Raw genomic sequence first — 21159 nt, 5'->3', positions numbered from 1 at the left:
ACGCGGATTAGTAATTATGACAGGAAAAGGACAGGGATTTGGCTTTGGTTTGGGTAAGATGAAGGAATTGGCAGATGCCTTCAAAAAAGCCCAACAAGTTCAGGAAGGTGCCAAAAAACTCCAAGAAGAATTGGAGGTGATGGAAATTCAAGGGGAAGCTGGTGGTGGTTTAGTTAAAGTCGTTGTTAGCGGCAACCAAGAACCAAAACGAGTTGAAATTTCATCTGATGCTTTGAGCGAAGGGGCTGATGTGCTTTCTGACTTGGTTACTGCTGCAATGAAAGATGCTTACACCAAGTCCACAGCGACAATGCGCGAACGCATGGAAGAACTCACTAGCGGACTAGAATTACCAGGATTTTAGCCCACCATCGTTAATTATTAGTCATTAGTTATTAGTGATTAGTTATTAAGCAGGTAGGTTTAATTAAATATAAAACCCGAAGAGAGTGCAGTGTGCTTCCAGAGGGACACTACACTCTCTTGATTGGTTTTGATGGTAACTACATACTTGGTTTAATTACCAACGACTAATATCTAACGTGATAATTGCCCATTAGACATTGCCCAAACTCACATGCCATACAAGTTATTATTTGTCTGCCTTGGTAATATTTGTCGATCGCCAGCTGCAGAAAATATTATGAATCATCTTGTTGCGGAAAAAGGACTGAGCGATCGTATTATTTGTGATTCCGCAGGCACATCAAGTTACCATATCGGTAGCCCTCCAGACCGTCGGATGAGTGCTGCTGCAACTCAAAAATTAGGAATTTCTCTCAAAGGCAGGGCGCGCCAGTTCCAAACATCTGACTTTCGGGACTTTGATTTAATTTTGGCAATGGATAAAGATAACCATGCCAATATTTTGAGTCTCGACCCACTGGGGCAATATGGCGATAAAGTACAGTTAATGTGCGATTTTTGTTCACGCCACACCCTCAAAGAAGTACCTGACCCTTACTATGGTGGTACTGAAGGATTTAACCGCGTCATCGACTTACTTGTAGATGCCTGTGAGGGCTTGTTAAATCAAGTTGATAGTCACGACTAGATTAGCCCTTAGTTACAGTGTATTGCTAAAGTGAGTATATAAGCTTAACTCTTTAGGGAACAGTAGGTTTTTTAGCAAATAATTAGAATGATGCTAGCTGCCTAAGTCCCCAGAAACCAACCTTTTTAGTGTTTAGGCTTAGTTTATAAGTAGCTTCTCAAACCCAATTTTGGGGAAAAACTTGATACTATCTCTTGGCTAAGATGATATTGTCATATCATTAAAATTGAGGATTTGCAAATAAAAAAGTATCCCAAAATCCCTTGTGGTACGGGCGTAAATGCCCGTACAATATTTCTCACCCAAAGATTTAGCAAGGACAAGTAATTAATTTGCTAACAAAGCACAGTTCAATATCTAAATGGTTTGGGCAAGTATTTTTACTCATAAGTATTGGAGTTAAAAATAACTTTATTAATTGCTGCATGATCAAAATATTTGATTGATAAATTAACTTCGAGAGAATATCAGCTAATTATCGTGCAATAGTATGAAACATATGGGTACTATATCCTTATGCCAGTGGTTACTGATAGGGCTTATACAAGAGAACTTTTAGGCAAGCAAACTGTAAGGGGTTTAACATTCATGCCCTTAACAATCCTTGTTGTGGATGATGATTTAGGCACTCGTTTGTCTATCTGTGACTATCTTGAACTGTCTGGTTACTCAGTCATTGTTGCTGACGACGGTCAACAGGCTTTGGGAATGGTAGAACAATACCATCCCGATTTGATTGTCACTGATATCGTGATGCCACGCATGAACGGTTATGAACTAGTACGTCGGGTGCGTCAACAGCCGATATTTCGACTATTACCCGTAATTTTATTGACAGGACGAACCAAGACTCAGGAAAGAATCTTAGGTTATCAGTCGGGATGCGATTTATATTTACCCAAACCTTTTGAACTCGAAGAATTAGCTGCTGCAATTCGGAATTTGTTGGAGCGATCGCAAATTATTCAATCAGAATATCGTCTCTCACAAACAGATCAGTTGGAGTCCGAAAATTTTGGCAATCCCCATAGCCCCAGTAAAACTGAGGAAAACTACCACCACAAATCTATTTCCTCACCAATCCCTCTGGCTTTTGAATCGTTGAGTGTTCGCGAACAAGAAGTGCTTCGGCTCCTAACAGAAGGACTGTCTAATATCGAAATGGGGGACAAACTCCATCTTAGCCCCCGCACCGTCGAAAAATATGTCAGCAGTTTGTTAAGAAAAACGGAAACTAGTAACCGCGCTCAACTTGTTCGATTCGCGATTAAACATGGGTTGGTAGAATAAGTGCTGAATGTTGATTGTTTATACCATCTCCGCTTCACAATTTACTATTAAGGCTGATGCGGAGATGGGGAGAGACAGAGAAAATTAATCAGAACTGATTAGCCGGACTTGATATGGGGAGTTAGAAGTTTTCAACTGTCTAGCTTTAACTTTCCGGTAGCTATTACGAATGTTCTTAAATTTTCCCCTATCTCCCCATTTCCGTAGTAGTTTTAGCGTTGCTACTATAGGTGTTTCCTATTTCTTAGATGCCGACAAACTCACCAATCATCTTCACTTCTGGCTCTAAAGCAATCGACCAGTTTTCTTGGACATGGTGCTGGACATGATGGATTAGATTGAAGATGTCTCTAGCACTGGCACCACCACAGTTAATAATAAAATTAGCGTGGCGAGGAGCTACTTGGGCTTTTCCGATTTGGAAACCTTTTAAACCAGATTGTTCGATTAACCAGCCTGCGGAATAGGGTTTCGGATTGCGAAAAACACTACCGCAACTGGGTTTATCGTAGGGTTGGGTATTTAGACGATGCTCTTTGTGATGTTTGGTGGTTGCTTTGACTACTGCTGGATCAACCCCCGGTAGCAGTTGGAAGGTGGCTTGGGTGACTACAAGCTGACTTCCTTGTAGTTTCGATGTACGATAAGCATAGCCCATTTCCTCTGCCGTGAAAGTACGTAGGGTTCCATCAGGTAATAATACTTGGGCACTGACGAATATATCTGCGATACAGCCGTTGTGTGCGCCAGCATTCATAACTACAGCACCACCAACAGTTCCCGGTATCCCGACTGACCATTCCAGTCCTTCTAAACCATATTCTGCTGCCGCCCAAGCCAAGGCAGGAATAGCTTCGCCGGCTGCGACTGTGACTAAACCCGTTTCTGTATCAAGAGAACTGTAACGAAGATGGCGAGTTCCAATCACTAAACCGGAGATACCGCGATCGCTCACCAGTAAATTAGAACCAGCCCCTAAAATTGTTACTGGTAATTGCTGTTCTTTGGCGTATTCAATACTTGCTTGTAACATTTCCACGTTGCGAGGCGCAACATACCATTCTGCCGGACCACCCACCCGGTAAGAAGTATATCCTGAAAGCGAAACTTGCGACTTAATCACACAATCCGTATCAGGTAAATAAATCACGTTTTTATTTTGGCTGGAGTTTGCTGCTGTTTTGGTGTTTGTACTAGCTGCTGAAATATTGCAGACATCCACAGTTGCCTGGGAAATGGTCATATCTACCTTGATGATTATCTTTAATAAACTTGTGAATACCGTATTTATACGGTTGTAAATACGAGATGCTTTAAAACCCTAACCAAACAAAATCAAGCCTATGTAAGTATGAGGAAGTAAGATTAATTAAAATCACTTCCTACCCCGTTGATTACTAAAAACTTATAATGTGGCTGATGTTACTGGTGCTGGTTGACGCATTGCCGTAATTACATCGGGAATCGTTTGGTTGAGATTTCCCGCACCCAAGAATAAGGCTAAATCACCAGGGCGCAATGTTTTGAGCAAATACTCGCAAATTGTGTCCAGATTGGGTTGATAGTCAACGTGGTTATGTTGTTTGGCGATTTCGACTGCCAATGTTTCGCCGCTAATTTGTTCTAAATTGGGTTCGCCAGCACTGTAAATATCAGTGAGAACAACTAAATCCGCATGTGCAAAGCTTCCCGCAAATTCATCTAAAAACGCCAACGTGCGACTATAGCGGTGGGGTTGGAAAATAGCAACTACTCGCTGTCCAGGACATGCTTGTAGGCGTGCTGCTGCCAATGTCGCGCGAATTTCGCTAGGGTGGTGGGCATAGTCGTCGATAAAGGTGACACCATTAACTTCACCTCGGAGTTCAAATCGACGGCGTGCCCCTGCAAATGTTGCCAGCCCTTTGGCTATTTCACCAAATTCTAAACCTAAAGCCCGACCGACAGCCACGGAGGCAAGAGCATTACTCAGGTTGTGACGACTCAGCAGCTTAACGGTGAGAACTCCCAGTGCTTTGCCTTTTTCCCAAACTAGCGCCCTTGTACCTTCGGCATGATAGTCAACATCGGTGACATGGTAATCTGCACCAGTATCAGGATATAAACTGTAGCTAATGGTTGGCTTGATGCGATCGCGTACTGTTTCACAATCGATACAACCAATTACGGTTTTGCAGCTTTGGGCAAAGGTTTGGAAAGTATCAATTACTTGCTCTAAAGTGTCGTAGTGATCAGGATGGTCTAATTCAATATTGGTAATGATACCAATTTCCGGTGCATGTTTGACTAAGGAACCATCGGACTCATCAGCCTCTGCAACTAGATATTGACTTGCTCCCAGTCTCGCGTTACCTTCCCAAGCTTTAACTTCTCCACCAACTAGTATAGTTGGGTCAAGACCAGCTGCCACCAACATATAACCAATCATGCTACTGGTGGTGGTTTTTCCGTGAGTCCCAGCAACCGCAATACTATAATATTCGGCAATTAGGGCTGCAAGTACATCAGAACGGTGGAAAATTGGGCAACCTAACTCGATTGCCGCTTTGTATTCCAAATTATTTGTATTAATAGCAGTTGAACATATTACTTGAGGTAGTTGGGCGACATCATCTGCCGACAATTCACTTTGAGTATTTAATAATACTCCATCTACCGATTTTTTCGGTTTAAAGAATTCGAGATTGCTTGCTTCTTGCTTACTAAAAATATGAGCGCCAATAGATTCCAACTTATGAGTTATGTGATTTGGACGTACATCCGAACCCGATACTGGTAGTTGCCGTTTCGCAATTACATAGGCAAGTGCAGACATTCCAATTCCGCCAATACCGATGAAATGAAAAGGTCTACCGTTAAAATCTACAACATTTTTCATTTTGAAATTACTCCTCTAACACCACACCACACCGGAATCACAAATAACACGGGTATCATAACAGGTATTTCATTTTTAGAGATACTGCTGATTTCTCACTTTTGGAATCTTTTGCATGAAATATTACTTCCTTACAAATAGACTCATTGAAGATGATTTTACCCGCACTTGCATTTTTTCTCTGACTAAATCAATATTTCGTTTATTCTGATATTTTCTCTACAATCGGGAAGCATAAGACTGCGATCGTAAATACATAATTTGAGCGATTTTCACACTTTGCCATTTGCTAAACTTTTGCTCTGCTTAGTTATTCATTGCTGAAAAAAACTCAGCAAACAGGAAAATGTATACCTAAATCTTTGTTTTGTATAAGTTAAATATGCTCCTACTGATAGGGGACATTTAATCCTAGCCGATGCTGCAAAAATCAGCTATCAATTTAGCACTTTTAGTCAAAACTCAGGTTGTGTAATCCTCCTTAATTTTTTTCAGTAAAAGCAAGTCTAGATATATTCCCACATGTATTTAGGTAAATTCAGGTCAAATTTTAGATTGAAATACATGTTTTGATTCAAAATTCGGCATAACGAATTTCTGAACGAGTTTTCTGACAAGCAGTAGATAGGGATAGTGTCGTAGGCAGTGGCTTTGCCCTCACCCATACAAAAAGTCCTATCAATATACTATTCCCCAGTTCTCGTAAAAAATCTTCTTTAGGCTGTATCCCATATAGTGGCAAACTTCCAGGTGGTGAGAATATAACTTAAACTTGGTTAATGTGCAAGCAAACAGAGCTAATACTTAAAAGTCTAGAATATTAGCATAGACTCGCACTTATTGCATACACCTTACGGATAATATTTGTCAAGGTTGATATACAACCAGAAAAGAAAAACCCCAAAGAGGTAAGGGAGATTCTCGAAAACATCTTTAATTTTGGAGAATCTAACACTTGATAGTTATAAATACTCCCCCTTTGCGATATGATTGGGGTCATAAGTAGCATTTCATTAGGCATAAATACAGAGGGCAAGACGCAGTGATTAGAGTTGCAATCAACGGTTTCGGTCGCATTGGGCGTAACTTTGCGCGTTGCTGGGTGGGTCGGGAAAATAGCAACATTGAACTTGTTGCCATTAACGACACATCCGATCCAAAAACTAACGCGCACCTACTCAAGTACGACACCATGCTTGGGAAAATTAAAAATGCTGAAATTACCGCCGATGATAACTCGATTATCATGAACGGTAAAACAGTTAAGTGTGTATCAGACCGGAACCCGGAAAACTTGCCCTGGAAAGAGTGGGGAATTGACTTAATTATCGAGGCGACGGGTGTATTTACATCCAAAGAAGGTGCATTGAAGCACGTCAATGCTGGTGCTAAAAAGGTTTTAATTACCGCTCCGGGCAAAAACGAAGATGGTACGTTTGTAATGGGTGTAAATCATCATGATTACGACCATAACATTCACCATATCATCAGTAATGCAAGCTGTACTACAAACTGCTTGGCTCCGATCGCTAAAGTGTTGCATGAGAAATTCAACATCATTAAAGGCACCATGACAACTACCCACAGTTATACTGGTGACCAACGAATTCTTGATGCTAGCCACCGCGATTTGAGAAGAGCGAGAGCAGCAGCAGTAAATATTGTGCCAACCTCCACTGGGGCAGCTAAAGCTGTAGCCTTAGTGCTTCCTGATTTGAAGGGTAAATTAAACGGTGTGGCACTGCGTGTACCTACTCCTAATGTCTCGATGGTGGACTTTGTGGTTCAGGTTGAGAAGCGCACTATCACAGAAGAAGTTAATGAAGCACTCAAACATGCTTCTGAAAACGAACTGAAGGGTATTCTTGCCTATAGCGAATTACCTTTAGTGTCTTCTGATTACCAAGGTACCGATGAGTCTTCTATTGTGGATGCTAACTTGACAATGGTCATGGGTAGCGACATGGTGAAGGTCATGGCTTGGTATGATAACGAGTGGGGTTACAGCCAACGTGTACTTGACTTAGCGGAATTAGTTGCTGCTAAGTGGGCGTAAAGTTCAGTTGGAGATTGAGAGTTAGAAGTTGAGATTTAGGAGTTAGAAGTAATAATTTTTCAACTCATAACTTTATAACTTCTAACTTATAAAACCTAACTATCACTCACCTAAATTATCACTAAAATGTTGAAATCCCCGATTAAGCGTCAAAACTTGGTCGGGTTTTGTGTTTGTTTGATCTTGTAATATTACTTGCGTATCTGGGGTAATAATTCCAATAATTGCCGCCTTATTACCGATTTGCTGAACAAAAATTTCTGCGATTGTATTGGGCATACACAGCACTAATTCAAAATCTTCGCCTCCGTAAAGTGTATATTCTAAAATTTGTGCGGCTGTGAGTAAGTTGTGCAAAGTGTCGGGAACTGGGATTTTTTGCCATTCTAAAATCGCACCCACATGACTAGCACGGCAGATTTGTAGGATGGCATCAGCTAAACCATCGCTACTATCCATTCCCGATATTTTCTCAGTATCGGCAGACATGAACTGCCTCGTTTCCAGAATATTCCAGAGTATGGGTAATACATCCAAACGGGGCTGGGGACGTTGGTGAGCGCGAATTAAGGCTTGTTTTTCTATTGGGTTGATACTTTGCCCTAATTCCGGCTTTAGGAGCAATTCTAAGCCGGCACGGGAAGCTCCATGCACACCAGTAATGACGATCGCATCCCCAACTTTTGCTGTGTTGCGGCGAATCACACGCTGGGGGCAAATTTCTCCAAAGGCGGTAATCGAGATAGTTGTAATGGGCGATCGCACTAAATCTCCGCCGACAATTGGTGTATCATATTTTTGCAAGCATTCTCTCATTCCTTGGTATAAACGCTCAACCCAATCAACTTCTCGGTCTCCTGGTAAACCTAAACCGACAGTAATGCCCAAGGGTGAAGCACCCATAGCTGCCAAATCAGATAGATTCGCTGCCGCCGCTCGCCAACCTACATCTTCTGGTTGAGTAGTAATTTCACTGAAGTGAATGTTGTCAACTAATACATCAGTTGTGACTACTAAAGAGCGATCAGGATTCGTTGTTAGTACAGCTGCATCATCACCAATAATATCCGCAGGACAAAACCTCTGTAAAATTTTTAAAAGTCCTTGTTCGCCAATATCGCTGACTTTCATAAAAAATTAAACTCTGATTTATCTGATAAATTTTCCATCTTTTTGGTATATGCACTAGATATTTAAGAGATTCTAGTATGTAAAGATTAATAGCAATGATACTCAGTTAAGATATATTTTTTGACTTGATTTCGAGTTAGACTCCCGACTTGTTTAAATAAGTTGGGAATCTAATTTATACAGTTTTACACACTTGGCTCTTGTAAATTTTCTAAGCCATTAATGACTTTTGCAGAAACAATTTTGTCGCCAGCTTTGAGTTCATCTAATACTTCTTGCCCTTCTGTTAAATAGCCAAAAATTGCATACCTTCCATCCAATAAATTACGTCCGGCAGGTGTTAATTCTGGTTCAAATAAGAAAAAGAAAAATTGAGAAGAACCACCATTCACATCACGTTCTGGGCGTGCTAAAGCCAAGGCTCCAAAGGATGAAAAAGGCAGTACGGGCATGTCTGTATATCTTCCAGCTTCTTCTAAGGTAATACCATAAGTTGGCTTTTTATCACCTTCTACTAATACTTCAAAAGGAATTGCTCGATACTTCTTAGTTTTCGGATCGATAAAACCATCAGCATCCTTTGGTTTTCCTGTTTGTAAAACGTAGGATTCTTCCGAGCGGGTAAATTCTAAACCATCATAAAAACCGCGTTTAACTAAATCAACGAAATTACCAGCAGTGACAGGAGCGCTATAACCATCCAGAACCATTGTTAAATCACCCTTGCTGGTTTTCATTGCCACAGTTGCACGTCCCTTTAATTGCGGCAAATTACTATATTCGCTAGGGACTTCATAGGGAAATCCTTTTACCATTGCTTGTTCCAATTCACCAACTAAATTGAGAACTTCAGCGCGTTTTTCTTTGACTTTTTCTTTATCTTTTGTTTCCGCAAGTTCTTGCAGCGAAGCAACACCTGCTTTGATTTGTGCAATTAGAGTTTGTGCTTCTGTTTGACGTGCTTCTGGAACACTAGAGAGAATTTTTTCTGGTTTTTCCAGCACGCGAGATGCTTTTTTCACGTCGCTACTAACTGCACTCCAACGTTTATTGGCACGAAGTTGATTAGAAATGTCCTCAATACTTGCTTGGAGTTGTCGCACGGGTTTATTGTCGATGGGAAGTGCGTAACGCAATAGTGCTTTTCCATCAGTAATAGCGTTTCCAGCAGGTAATGCAGCATATGCGGGAGTCCACCCAACTGTGGTTATACCTAAAAATAGAGTTAGTGATAGCAGTAAAGTCAGCTTTTTCTTGAGGCTGTTCTTTAGGCTATTCTTGAGTTTGGCTTTTAATAAATTCAACATGGAATCACTCAAACGCAGCATTAATTATTATCAACTGGGTGTAACCCATTCATAATCTTCCCACAGGAAAGTGCATGGTTCATGAGGATTGAGAATTCCTAATGTTGAATTGATGTGGAGATAGGCAGATGGAAAGACTGGGAGGATGGGAATCCATCAAGCTATTAGCTGTTCCAGCAGTTTCTGCTTGTAGGAGATACTCTTGGAGAAAAGATGATTGGGGATGGAAAGTTTACATAAATATAGGAATACTCTTGGCTATGGCTTGAGTAAGATAACTTTTAACTTTAACCGACTATTTGATAGATAACTCATATCATCATGTAGTAGTTAGCAGCCAGAGAGAAAGCGGTGAGCTTTTCCGACAAGAGCGATCGCATCAAAGGTTACTGATATAATTAAGATAATTTAAACTAGGTAAAGTCTAGTTTAATAATGGGTAATTAAAAGATTACAAATGGAAATAAGATAGTATCAATAATCAAGTTTGCTAATTAACTAGTTGATGAAAATTTCAGAAAAGATTTGTAGATAATAGACAAACTATGCAGATGATTTGGTAAGCTGAAAACGCTGGTACGAGAAGTGAGTCTGACCTTATGCACTGGTTGTTGTCTGGAGCATTGAGTGTAGAAAAGCTAACGGTTAAGATTCCTGATTTACCACCATCATTAGATGGCGTGAAATTAGTACAATTATCTGACTTACACTATGATGGTTTGCGTTTATCTAACCAAATGTTAGAAAAGGCGATCGCAATTTGCAATGATGCGGAAGCAGATTTAATTGTACTTACTGGTGACTATGTTACTGATGATCCATCACCAATTTATCAGCTAGTCAAACACCTAAAAAATCTCCAAGCAACAGGTGGTATTTGCGCTGTTTTGGGTAATCATGATATTTACTATCACCATTCTCAAACTGTAATTACTGATGCCTTCACTAACATTGGCATTCAAGTATTATGGAACGAAATTGCTTATCCACTGGGTCAAGATTTAGCAATTGTTGGACTTGCTGATTATTGGTCGGGAGAGTTTAAACCAGCACCAGTAATGAAATTGGTTGATGAGGCAACCCCTCGCATTGTTTTGTCTCATAACCCAGATACAGCTGAGTTTCTCCAAAAATGGCGTGTGGATTTACAATTATCTGGTCATACCCACGGCTCACAAATTATTATTCCAGGTGTTGGTCCTTTAGTAGTTTATTACAACAAATTCACTCGTAAAATTAATCGCAAAGTCCGCAAGTACATACCATTTTTACGGGCTAATTGTGGTAAAGTTGTGCGTCACTGGGAATGGGCACAAGGGTTCCACACAATTGGTACAAACCAACTTTATGTTAATCGTGGTTTAGGAACATATCCCCCCGGAAGATTATTCTGTCCTCCAGAAGTGACTATTATTACTTTAGTTACGGGTATGTAGTGTCACAACTTCTTGGGTATTAAATTGGTAAATTGTCTGGATCAATACCTTGCGATCGCAAATATTCGGCTAGTTTTTCAGCCCGTTGGCGTTCAGATTCTGCTCGTTGGCGTTCAGATTCTGCCCGTTCAGTCTGGGTAGGTATCCAACCCTGATGATCATACCAACGTAGCCACAAACGCGGGAAACCTTGATAATTTCCTTGCCATAGTCCTAAACCTATTTCTAATTCTTCAAACCAGAAGCGTTTTTCGGTCAAGTTTTCTGGTAAAACTACAGCTTGATAGCGACTACCATTTAATTTAAACACACGTAAATTATTGGTATAGCGGTCATAAACTACATAATAAGGAACCGCCAAAATCCGCTCATAAACTTCCCATTTTGTTGGAGGTTTACTTGCATCCCGCAATGTTTCTCCTAAATCTTCGGCTTCAGTACCAGGGGAGAGCAGTTCTACCATTAAAAATGGACGTACTCCTTCTTGCCAGACGACATAACTCCACCTCAAATCATTTTCCCATTCGGGAGCGACACCAACTACCAAATACCAATCGGGACGTTTGTACCAATTAGTATGGCGGGGATCATAGTAAAGATTTAAGTCACTGGGCGTGAATTTTTCCGATGTATCAATATTTGGAGGTTGACAAGTTTCTGATAGTAAATTCGCCTGGAGGCGATGAAATTCATCCGGCAAACCAGATTCTCCTATTTCCTCGCTTGGCAAATCATACATTGTGGGCAGAGTTTCTCTGGCGGGACGTGGGGGAATTGGTTCGTACATAGCACAATTAGTTGTTGCATAGTCATTTAATTTTAGCTATTTTGTTGTGATTAATTTACTGATTAATTTAGTGCATATACGATTAACCGCCAAAAGCTATGATCGATTCTCATCAGTAGCATTTAGCGGTTATTAAAAAATATGGGATTAATTCGTAAAAGTAGGAAATTCAGTGGAAGTAACTCAACTAAGGTGGACAATGCTCGCAATCAAAAACCTGTTTTTGTAGTTTTTATGATCATGCATCCTAATTCTTATAGCTAGGCAGGCATTTAGGCTGTGCGTTCAATAACCTCCAATACAATCTAGTAAGTGAAAATCAAGGCGAAAACACATATACTAGGACGCAACTACATCACAGCGATCGCGAAAATATCAAAGCTAGGAGGCACTGGCTTCAATATTTGATTGGTTTTTTGTCTGGTTGAAATCTTTATCTGTGCCTTGTTTATAAATTATCACTCTTATCCTGAATTTAACCATATATTTACCAAAGTTGATGACTGTTTACTTTTTGCAAACTATTCGCAATTCAGGTTTATATTCATAGTAGTAATTACTCTCTTACTAATATTTAGAACTTATCATCTGAGAGTTTTGTTTTTTAAGAAAAAATCTAATTTAGGATTGGTAAATACTTTGCAAAACTTAATATTTAGGCTAAATTTCCGGCTTATTTGCGCTTGAATCGAAACCAATTTTGAAATACTTGATTAAATGTATTGCAAATGCGATCGCGGTAACTAGCCCCTTTCGGAGTATTATTTCCCGAAGATTTAGGCTGATATGTGCTTCTAGGGGGGGAGTGAGAGTAAGTTGGGGTTGCTTTTGGGGATGCTGCTGGCGGTTGACGATATTGACTCCGAAAATGCATCTCGAGTTGTTTTGCTTTGGTTAAATCTGCTGTTGCCCGCAGTTCATAACCCAGTTGCGAACAAAGTAACCCACGATATTTGTAGGCTTCAATGTAATAGGGATTAATCCGAAGCGCTTGGGTAAAGTCGTTAATCGCATCCTCGTACTTACCCAGTCTCACATTTTCAATCCCATACTCATAAAATCTTTCTGCACTTGAAGCTTTTGGTTGTGGATTCCCTTGGTTGCCGTTTCCTGGTTTGGGACTAACTTTTGTCTTAGTTTTTCGCGGGGGAGAATATTGAGAATTCGGGGAAGTTGCAGCCTGGGTTTGCGGTTGGGGATTTCTTGTCGGAGGAGTGACATCACTGGCGGCATCCGACTTCAGCTTTTTATAAGCAGCATTAATAATCTTAGTTCTCTCTTCAGCTTCCTGCTTTTTCACAACATCAGTAAAGCCATCAGGATGCCAAATTTTCATCAACTGTCGATAAGCCTGCTTGATTTCCTCCTGCGAAGCACCTGGCATTAAGCTGAGAACCTCATAAGCACGATAAATATCCATGCGATCGCTCATAATATAGGAAATTAAGCAACACTGGTGGATCTATTTTAACAAGGGAAAAAGGGGACGCGAGATATTCTGATTTGCCCAACTAATCATTCCCATTTGGTATTGGTAATTGAGTTCTTTTACCGGCGGTATTACTGGGGTCATTAACTGGTGTTAACATAATGGTGCGATCGCCACTACCACTGGCTAAGGTTTTACCATCGGGACTAAAGGCAACGCTGAATACTCTATCGTCGTGTCCAGTATAACTCCGCACCACTCTACCGGAATCGACTTGCCAAAGTTTTACAGTTTTATCCTTACTACCACTGGCTAAAGTTTTACCGTTGGGACTAAAAGCAACAGTGTAAATGCGGTCTTCGTGTCCAGAAAATGTATCAATTTCTTTACCATTGTCTAAGTTCCATAATTTAATCAATTTATCCCAGCTACCACTTGCCAAAGTTTTACCGTCTGGACTACAAGCAACTGAATAAACATCATCAGTATGACCGGAAATAGTCAGAAATTTATAATGGTCTAAATGCCAAACTTTAATAGTTTTATCTTTACCACCGGAGCCGCTAACTAAGATTTTACCATTAGGAGTAAAAGCCAAACATAAAACATCATCGGTATGACCTTTGAGGGTATCAATTTCTTTACCAGATTCCACCGACCAGATTTTAATATCTTTATCTTGGCTGCCACTTGCTAATATTTTACCATCAGGGCTAAAGGCAACAGCATAAACGCGATCGCGATGACCTCTCAATGTGTAAATTTTTTCTCCAGTTTGCACATCCCAAATTTTCACAGTTGTATCATCGCTAGCACTTGCTAACATTTTTCCATCGGGGCTAAAAACAACAGAATTAACACTTCCTGAAGATGATGCATCGCGATGTCCACTTAAAGTAATATATTCTTGATTACTCAAGTCCCAGATATTAATTGTTTCGTCATTGCTACCACTAGCCAATAGGTTGCCATCGGGATTAAATATAACTGATAATACTAGGTCTGAATGTGCTTTGAGAACTTGTGCTGAGTCAATTGGTGAGGTAGAAAATTTGTGTTTAGTTAATGTTTGATTACTCCCGATTGGGGCACTAATTGATGGTTTGCTAATTCCTTCAGGGATATTTTTCTCTTCTTCAGCAAGCTTTTGAGGTTGAGGAGTATTATCGAAGCGATTTTCTGGGGGTTGAAGATTAGATGAATTTGTTGGTTGTAGAAGTTTATTTTCTCTCGTAAATATATTATTGGAACTATCAGCGTTATTAGCATTAGTAGAATTACTAAAATTCCCAGAATTACTCGGATTATTTGAACTTCTCAATGTTGAATTATTGCGCTGGTCAAAGCGAGCTAAAAGCTGGGCAATTGCCCCTTTTACTTCCGAGATGTCATCCTGGGTTTTCCTCGTTAACTGTTGTTGATTTAGTTGTAACTGTTGGATTTGTTGTTGAATATTATTGAAATATTGTGTAACTGTATCTACTTGCCCCAAACGCTGATTAATCGCATTGACATTAGCTTGTTGATTTGCTTGAATCTGTTCAATTTGTTTACTGGAATTGGCACTGAGGTGTTGTGTTAAACTATCAATTTTGGATAATCTTTGATTAATCCCATCAATACTTCGTTGCTGATTTTTTTGTAAATCTTCTATTTGCTGTTGCGTCGTATTTAATTGTTGATTAAATCCGCTTACCAAAGCGCTAATATTCAACTGCTGATTTGTCTGAAATTGTTCAGCTTGTTTGGCGGAAGCGGCAGTTAATTGCTGCGTAAATACGTCAATTTCCCCCAGCTTCTGATTAATTGCTTGTGCATTTTGAGTTTGATTTTGGCGTAATTGATCAATTTGCTGCCGGATTACATTTATCTGTTGGGTAAAACTATCAATTTGAGTTAAACGCTGATTAATAATATTCAGATTTTGGGCTTGGTTTTCGCGTAATTGTTCGAGACTCTGTTGAGTAGTCGCTAATTGTTGGGCAAAATTATCAACTTGATTTATACGCTGGTTAATCACCTTGCCATTTACTTGTTGCTTTGCAGATGCATCCAGTTGCTGCAAACGCTGATTAATTGCATTGACATTTTGCTGTTGATTTTGGCGCAACTGTTCTAGTAATTGCTGCGTATCTTTCAACTGTTTCGCTATATCATCAGATTGAGTCATACGCTGGTTGAGAGCGATCGCAAAATTCTGCTGAGTTTGTTGAGTTTGTCCGATCTGCTTTTGCAAAGAATCAAACTGCGCCAAACGTAAATTAATCGCTTCTACATCTTGTTGTTGGAGACTACGCAATCTTTCGACTTGCTTTTCTAAGTGCTGCTCAATTTGTTTCTGGGTAAGACTCAACTGCGGCTCTACCTGACTAATCTCACCAATAGAATTTTCTTGGCGCTGCTGTAACCTTCGTAACCTTTGTTGACTCAACAAATTTAACGCTACGCTCACAGTCAAAGGAATAACCGCATAAGCATAATCGTAACTAATCCAAGCCGCTAATACCCCCCATACAGAGAGTCCCATCGAGAGATATTCAACAAATTCGAGAATGCGGCTTTTAGTCATGTTTGTTTTTCAACACTTTCGGAAATCAGAAAAACTCCCTAGAGTCAGGTTTGCGAGTTACTGGTTGTCAGGTAATTTGGGAATGGGTGGTTGAGAGAGGGGGAAAAGTGAAAACACCAAGAAACTTCTGCTTTGTCGCCAGATTCGACGATTTCCGCGTTTCCGTATCTTTCCTATGCCCAACTTTCCAATAATCTTTTCAATGCTTCTCACCAAAGTCAGTCAAGTAAGTCTATGTTATCGATATTCAGAAATTCGCTTCTGTCAATCCAAACACCCCACAGTGGTTATCACTGGGATAATGGGGATAAACAGATAATTCGATCGCGCGATCGCCGTTTTTTTGAGGGTTGGTACTACCGTGTCACCCTGCCCCAAGAAAAACAAACTTTCGCTTTTATGTACTCCATCGAAGACCCCATCGGGGGAAAACCCTACAGTGGAGGTGCAGCACAAGTTCTTGGTATCGATGATGAGTATCTTTGTCGCACTTTTCCCGATGTCAAGACATTTTGGGCAAGTACAGATAGCTTGGCTTTGGGACATTGGGGCAAAACTAATTTACCCACCCCAGCCGCAAACCAACCACTTTATTTACTCCCTAACGAATTCAACCACTACATCCAAGAAGGCTATCAAGCGACAGCAACTCTCAACCAAGGCATAATTCACGATCCCGGAACAGGCGATCGCTGCCAATGGTTGTATGAAATTGAACCAATCTACGGTTGGGGGAATCAAGGTAGTTGGCAACAATCAACTGCTGGCTGGCTCTCTTTTTCGCAAATATTTGAGCCAGGATGGCAAATCTTAATGGCGCATGGTTTGGCAACTGGTTGGATTGATTGGAAAGGCAAACGTTACGAATTTAACAAAGCACCTGCCTACAGTGAAAAAAATTGGGGGGGCGCATTCCCTCAAAAATGGTTTTGGTTAAATTGCAACAGTTTTGATGGCGAATCCGATTTAGCCTTAACTGCGGGAGGTGGTAAACGCGGTGTCCTCTGGTGGACGGAGTCAGTCGCCATGGTTGGCATTCACTACCAAGGTAAATTTTATGAATTTGTCCCTTGGAACTCAAAAGTTACTTGGAATATTTCACCTTGGGGTTATTGGCAAATGTCTGCCCGGAATTCGGAGTACGAAGTTGAATTAATTGGCACAACTGATTTACCCGGAACTCGCCTACGTGCCCCTACAGAAAAAGGTTTGATGTTTTGTTGTTCTGATACTATGCAAGGAAAGTTATCTTTAGAACTTCGCAAATTCAGTAGTGGTAAAAGCGAAATCGTCCTGAAAGCCACTAGCAACTTGTGTGGATTAGAAGTAGGCGGTAGTCCTTGGGATAAATCCTGGGAATCTGGCTAAAACTGTTATAATCCTACATAGCAGTTTTTTGGGGCTGTAGCTCAGCTGGATAGAGCGAGCGCCTCCTGAATAATCGGGCACTACAAAGGAAACTTTGTAAGTGAATGTGGTTAAACTCGGTGAAACCTAAAAAGTGAAAGATGTGTCTGTCACTTTATGGCAATACCGAACCAAGCCGAGATACATTTAAGGTGCTGATCAGGTGTTAAGTGTTGTACAGGCTTTGCTTTCTCTTCGAGTCTGCGAAGTGCTAATCACAACAAGTAATTTAAATTACTCGCTTACAACTCCTCAATCAGAACTAATAATTAATATTTCGGAAGGTCGAGAGACTAAACAGCCACCACCTAAAGGCAAAAAGCAACTCAAGCAAAAACCTATGGTGAAGATATAGTCCGGAGAGTGGGGAAACTCACACAAATCTGAAGCGCTAGGTCGCCGGTTCGAATCTGGCCAGTCCCGCTAAAAATAATCAATATAAAGTAGTGACAGGTTATTTGTATTCACCACTGCCACTGAAAGATTTTTTTGCTATAACATTTAATTTCTGAGTAATTTTAAACTTTGCTTTTCGCCTGAGCCAATCATTGATTGCTTGTCAAGGGCTGAAAAATGCAAAGCTGGCAAGTAGATTTTTCCATGCACTGGTGTTGTGAAACGTAGTTCCGCAAAAATTCTCAAAATTAAACCCAGTTTAGTTTGGGCAATTTTCCATACCTCTGCTAATCTACATAATTAATCTTGTTCAAAGCAAAACTTATATCGGCTACAAGTGTTACAGAACCTTGAATAAGTTACTTTTTAAAACTGTTCCCAATCGGTTAACAATTCTCGCCCTCCCACTAATGCTACTGTGGGGTTACAAAGAGATTCAGAGTCAACTTGTTAAACCTCAAGCGATTTTAGTCTTGGGTGGCTCAACCACAAGATTAGAAAGAGAAAAATTTACGGCGAACTTTGCCAAGCAACATCCAAACATACCAATTTGGATATCTGGAGGTAGCCCTAAAGCACCGACAAGAAAGGAATTCTCCAAGCGAGGAGTCGATTTAAAGCGCCTGCATTTAGACTATGATGCCGTCGATACTGTGACAAATTTTACAACTGTTGTTGATGAACTCGAAGCTCGTAAAATCAAAAAAGTATATTTGATTACTTCAGATTTTCACATGCGACGTGCCACCGTCATTGGTGAAATTGTCCTGGGCAGTCGAGGAATTGCATTGAAACCTGTACCAGTTCCCTCAAATGATAAATCACCTGAACCGATAGGCAAAGCCCTGCGTGATGGCGCTCGTGCAGTTCTGTGGTTAACGACTGGTTACACAGGAGCCAAAGGAGAACAACCGAAGAAGTAATTTAGGGAATTTACGAGAGGGAATTTACGAGAGAGAATCTACGAATTATTGTTCTTGTACCAATACATAAGGCTGAACAATGAGAGTATGGAAACGCTGACTGGGGTTTGTATTCCACTTACCAAGTTGTTCGTTAGAAGGTTTAGTTATTAAAGCTTCATCAATCCAGACTTGAACATCAGAGGTTTTGTCAGAAGCGATCGCAACTCCAACATCAACTAAATCAACCAGTTGCGAAACCACAATCACTGCATCCCGTTGTGCGTGAGGAATCAACCATTCCCATTCTGCTTCATCAAGGTTCTCAGATAATTCGGCTCTAATATCTGGCATAATCCCCTACTTTATTGCCTTTACTTTATGCTATTTATTTTTCAATTTTACCTGATAATTAAACAATTTATAAATTCATGTCTGCTAATTATGGAGTCGTAATCACTGACTATTCTCAGCAGTAACAGACATGCACCACTATTTTATACTTCGGATTTCATCTCATCAATATCAAACATGGAAACAATAACTCCAGCAATGGGAATTGAGATAAAAATGCCCAATAAACCCGCAACTCTTGCCCCAACTAATAATGCAAAAAAAACAACCACAGGATTTAAGTTGAGTGCGTCTTGCATAATACGTGGTGAAATAAAATTATCTTGAATTTGTTGTAAAATAATTGAGGCTATTAATACTTTTAATGCTAGCCAAAAACTTTGAGATAGAACAATTACTGTAACTACGCCAACTCCTAATGTTGCTCCGATTCCAGGAATGATATCAAGTATACCAATCATGACTGACAGAATTAGGGCAAAAGGAACTTGGAGAAGTGTAAAAGCTATAAATGTTGTGCTAGTTAAAAATAACATTAATATCAGTTGACCCCGAAAAAATCCCAGAAAATTTCTTTTGACAATATTTGTTAAGTTCTTCCGGCGTTGTTTAGGGACGACTTTAATTAAAAACAACCAGAGTTTGTTGCCATCAAGCAACATAAAAAAGGCAATAACAGCAATTAAAATAAAAGTGACGAAATTAGTAATAAAGCTTTGAAAGATTGTCAAACTATTAGCTAATGCTGATATTGCTTGATTACGTAATTGTTCTTCAAAAACACTTAAATCAATTTGTAAATTGCGATCGCGTAAAAATGCTTCTAACTGATTTGAGAGCGGAATCAACGAGTTGAGAAAACTAGTGACGCTATTAATTAATTGTTGCCCTTGGGATAAAACTGTCAAACTAACTGTTACACTTAATCCGCCCAAAATAATAATACTCACTAGAAAAACGACAGTGACAGCGATACCATGCGGTAAATATCGACTTAACCACTGCACAGGATAACTAAGCAAAAAAGCCAGAATCGCAGCAAATGTAAAAACCACAATTACTGATTCAAAATAGGCAATAAGCTGGACAATTGCCCAACCCGATGCAACAAAAAGTAAAAAGCGAACTAAAGTTGAATTATTTAATCGCGACCAAATATTTTTGGCTTCTAAGCCATTCATAGGGAGTAATTCATTTTAATTTGATGTCAAATGTACACAAATTTGCATAAATTAACTACTTCCCTTGAGAGTATTTTCTCAAATCCACAAGTTATAAATTAATGCAGTGAGGAAATGCAAAGATTTCCAGATGTGTTGATTGATGTCGCCTGTACCCAGTTATTGTGCTTGAGAATGTCTAAAATCTAACATCCTCTATCTTCCCAAATCATGCAACGCATTAATGGCATCGGCACATTTTTTCGTTATTGCCTCTAATTCATCCTTATCCCCCGAAACTGGTGGAGCAATCAGTTCCCCAATTCGTACCGTTACCGGAACAGGACGCGGAAAAGCACCATTCTTCTCAATGTCCTCTGTACCCCAGACAGATACTGGTAACAATGGAGCCTTTGCTTTTGCCGCTAACAAGGCTGCACCTCTTTTTGGCTCTGTAATTTTACCGTTTTCAGTCCGTGTTCCCTGCAAAAATACACCAACAGCCCAATTTTTCTCTAAATAATCCAAAGCTGCACGAATAGCCGCCCTATCTGCACTACCGCGACTCACAGGATAGGCCCCATATAACTGAATTGCCTTGTTAAATACAGGAATATCGAATAATTCCTTCTTCGCCATATAAGCTACAGGACGACACACGCAATTAGAAACAATGGGAGGATCATAATTACTGGCGTGGTTACTAACTACAACCAATGCTCCCTCTCGCGGTACATTCTCCACACCATAAATTCGTCCTTGAAAGTATTTGCGTAACATGGGGTCAACGATTGACCACTTTAAGGCATGGTAGAGGAGAAGACTTGTAAATGGTTCGCGGTTTTGAGTCACTGCTGCTAATTAAACATGAGACTGACATTTAGGATAATACCAATTCTCCAAAAGAAAGTAACAGATGGTGACGCGAGGAGGCGGAGAGGGGGAGACGCGGAGATGGGGAGATGGGGAGATGGGGAGATGGGGAGATGGGGAGATGGGGAGA

17 protein-coding genes are annotated in these 21159 nt (G+C 40.2%); 7 read left to right on the top strand and 10 right to left on the bottom strand.

The window, feature by feature from the left end:
- Window positions 1–16 precede the first annotated feature (16 nt).
- The 3 genes from VB733_RS01070 (at window position 17) to VB733_RS01060 (ending at window position 2344) form a co-directional block, all read left to right on the top strand.
- Window positions 17–364, top strand: a complete 348-nt coding sequence (locus VB733_RS01070) for a YbaB/EbfC family nucleoid-associated protein (RefSeq protein WP_323338266.1) — start codon at window positions 17–19, stop codon at window positions 362–364.
- 213 nt (window positions 365–577) lie between these two features.
- On the top strand, window positions 578–1054 hold the full coding sequence (locus VB733_RS01065) for a low molecular weight protein-tyrosine-phosphatase (protein WP_323338265.1): 477 nt from the start codon (window positions 578–580) through the stop codon (window positions 1052–1054).
- Window positions 1055–1642: 588 nt separating this feature from the next.
- A complete protein-coding gene (locus tag VB733_RS01060) occupies window positions 1643–2344 on the top strand; it encodes a response regulator transcription factor (protein WP_323338441.1) in 702 nt (233 codons plus the stop codon).
- A 244-nt stretch (window positions 2345–2588) separates the two neighbouring features.
- Here the strand turns inward: VB733_RS01060 and murB are convergent, their stop codons facing one another.
- Entirely contained in the window at window positions 2589–3587 is a 999-nt protein-coding gene (gene murB / locus VB733_RS01055; protein ID WP_323338264.1) for a UDP-N-acetylmuramate dehydrogenase, read from the bottom strand.
- A 162-nt stretch (window positions 3588–3749) separates the two neighbouring features.
- Window positions 3750–5222, bottom strand: a complete 1473-nt coding sequence (murC, locus tag VB733_RS01050; RefSeq protein WP_323338263.1) for a UDP-N-acetylmuramate--L-alanine ligase — start codon at window positions 5220–5222, stop codon at window positions 3750–3752.
- Between the two features lie 1042 nt (window positions 5223–6264).
- Here murC and VB733_RS01045 point away from each other — a divergent pair.
- Window positions 6265–7278 carry a type I glyceraldehyde-3-phosphate dehydrogenase gene (locus VB733_RS01045; protein ID WP_323338262.1) on the top strand — a complete coding sequence of 338 codons (1014 nt, stop codon included), beginning with the start codon at window positions 6265–6267 and terminating at the stop codon, window positions 7276–7278.
- Between the two features lie 102 nt (window positions 7279–7380).
- Here VB733_RS01045 and thiL read toward each other — a convergent pair whose 3' ends face one another.
- Together thiL and VB733_RS01035 are read right to left on the bottom strand one after the other, a co-directional pair.
- Window positions 7381–8409 carry a thiamine-phosphate kinase gene (gene thiL / locus VB733_RS01040; RefSeq protein WP_323338261.1) on the bottom strand — a complete coding sequence of 343 codons (1029 nt, stop codon included), beginning with the start codon at window positions 8407–8409 and terminating at the stop codon, window positions 7381–7383.
- A gap of 185 nt (window positions 8410–8594) precedes the next feature.
- On the bottom strand, window positions 8595–9716 hold the full coding sequence (locus VB733_RS01035; RefSeq protein WP_323338260.1) for a peptidylprolyl isomerase: 1122 nt from the start codon (window positions 9714–9716) through the stop codon (window positions 8595–8597).
- A gap of 599 nt (window positions 9717–10315) precedes the next feature.
- On the opposite strand from VB733_RS01035, the gene VB733_RS01030 reads away from it, so the two are divergent.
- Window positions 10316–11152, top strand: a complete 837-nt coding sequence (locus VB733_RS01030) for a metallophosphoesterase (protein ID WP_323338259.1) — start codon at window positions 10316–10318, stop codon at window positions 11150–11152.
- Between the two features lie 19 nt (window positions 11153–11171).
- Here the strand turns inward: VB733_RS01030 and VB733_RS01025 are convergent, their stop codons facing one another.
- The 3 genes from VB733_RS01025 to VB733_RS01015 form a co-directional block, all read right to left on the bottom strand.
- The gene (locus VB733_RS01025) at window positions 11172–11939 is read right to left on the bottom strand and encodes a Uma2 family endonuclease (RefSeq protein ID WP_323338258.1); all 768 of its coding nucleotides are present in this window, start codon (window positions 11937–11939) and stop codon (window positions 11172–11174) included.
- Between the two features lie 673 nt (window positions 11940–12612).
- Window positions 12613–13371, bottom strand: coding sequence for a J domain-containing protein (locus tag VB733_RS01020; RefSeq protein ID WP_323338257.1), 759 nt, complete (start codon window positions 13369–13371; stop codon window positions 12613–12615).
- Window positions 13372–13450: 79 nt separating this feature from the next.
- Window positions 13451–15937 (bottom strand): hypothetical protein, encoded by a 2487-nt coding sequence (locus VB733_RS01015; RefSeq protein WP_323338256.1) that lies wholly within the window; start codon window positions 15935–15937, stop codon window positions 13451–13453.
- Window positions 15938–16171: 234 nt separating this feature from the next.
- On the opposite strand from VB733_RS01015, the gene VB733_RS01010 reads away from it, so the two are divergent.
- Entirely contained in the window at window positions 16172–17305 is a 1134-nt protein-coding gene (locus VB733_RS01010; RefSeq protein ID WP_323338255.1) for a tocopherol cyclase family protein, read from the top strand.
- An 845-nt stretch (window positions 17306–18150) separates the two neighbouring features.
- Window positions 18151–18663: a YdcF family protein gene (locus VB733_RS01005; RefSeq protein ID WP_323338440.1), complete on the top strand. Its 513-nt coding sequence runs from the start codon at window positions 18151–18153 to the stop codon at window positions 18661–18663.
- 45 nt (window positions 18664–18708) lie between these two features.
- Here the strand turns inward: VB733_RS01005 and VB733_RS01000 are convergent, their stop codons facing one another.
- From VB733_RS01000 to VB733_RS00990, 3 genes are all read right to left on the bottom strand, one after another.
- The gene (locus VB733_RS01000) at window positions 18709–18996 is read right to left on the bottom strand and encodes a DUF2288 domain-containing protein (RefSeq protein ID WP_323338254.1); all 288 of its coding nucleotides are present in this window, start codon (window positions 18994–18996) and stop codon (window positions 18709–18711) included.
- A gap of 143 nt (window positions 18997–19139) precedes the next feature.
- Complete coding sequence (locus VB733_RS00995) at window positions 19140–20177, bottom strand: AI-2E family transporter (RefSeq protein WP_323338253.1); 1038 nt, start codon at window positions 20175–20177, stop codon at window positions 19140–19142.
- Window positions 20178–20372: 195 nt separating this feature from the next.
- Window positions 20373–21008, bottom strand: a complete 636-nt coding sequence (locus VB733_RS00990) for a lysophospholipid acyltransferase family protein (RefSeq protein WP_323338252.1) — start codon at window positions 21006–21008, stop codon at window positions 20373–20375.
- Window positions 21009–21159 lie beyond the last annotated feature (151 nt).

Origin of the sequence: Calothrix sp. UHCC 0171 (genome assembly GCF_034931845.1) — a bacterium.
Lineage (GTDB): Bacteria > Cyanobacteriota > Cyanobacteriia > Cyanobacteriales > Nostocaceae > Brunnivagina.
Note: the sequence above shows the minus strand (reverse complement) of the source record. Positions and strands in the feature narration are given on the sequence as shown.

Coding starts and splice junctions, on each gene's coding strand:
- VB733_RS01070 (WP_323338266.1), top strand. CDS start 17: ATGACAGGAAAAGGACAGGGATTTGGCTTTGGTTTGGGTAAGATGAAG.
- VB733_RS01065 (WP_323338265.1), top strand. CDS start 578: ATGCCATACAAGTTATTATTTGTCTGCCTTGGTAATATTTGTCGATCG.
- VB733_RS01060 (WP_323338441.1), top strand. CDS start 1,643: ATGCCCTTAACAATCCTTGTTGTGGATGATGATTTAGGCACTCGTTTG.
- murB (WP_323338264.1), bottom strand. CDS start 3,587: ATGACCATTTCCCAGGCAACTGTGGATGTCTGCAATATTTCAGCAGCT.
- murC (WP_323338263.1), bottom strand. CDS start 5,222: ATGAAAAATGTTGTAGATTTTAACGGTAGACCTTTTCATTTCATCGGT.
- thiL (WP_323338261.1), bottom strand. CDS start 8,409: ATGAAAGTCAGCGATATTGGCGAACAAGGACTTTTAAAAATTTTACAG.
- VB733_RS01035 (WP_323338260.1), bottom strand. CDS start 9,716: ATGTTGAATTTATTAAAAGCCAAACTCAAGAATAGCCTAAAGAACAGC.
- VB733_RS01030 (WP_323338259.1), top strand. CDS start 10,316: ATGCACTGGTTGTTGTCTGGAGCATTGAGTGTAGAAAAGCTAACGGTT.
- VB733_RS01025 (WP_323338258.1), bottom strand. CDS start 11,939: ATGTACGAACCAATTCCCCCACGTCCCGCCAGAGAAACTCTGCCCACA.
- VB733_RS01020 (WP_323338257.1), bottom strand. CDS start 13,371: ATGAGCGATCGCATGGATATTTATCGTGCTTATGAGGTTCTCAGCTTA.
- VB733_RS01015 (WP_323338256.1), bottom strand. CDS start 15,937: ATGACTAAAAGCCGCATTCTCGAATTTGTTGAATATCTCTCGATGGGA.
- VB733_RS01010 (WP_323338255.1), top strand. CDS start 16,172: ATGTTATCGATATTCAGAAATTCGCTTCTGTCAATCCAAACACCCCAC.
- VB733_RS01005 (WP_323338440.1), top strand. CDS start 18,151: ATGCTACTGTGGGGTTACAAAGAGATTCAGAGTCAACTTGTTAAACCT.
- VB733_RS01000 (WP_323338254.1), bottom strand. CDS start 18,996: ATGCCAGATATTAGAGCCGAATTATCTGAGAACCTTGATGAAGCAGAA.
- VB733_RS00995 (WP_323338253.1), bottom strand. CDS start 20,177: ATGAATGGCTTAGAAGCCAAAAATATTTGGTCGCGATTAAATAATTCA.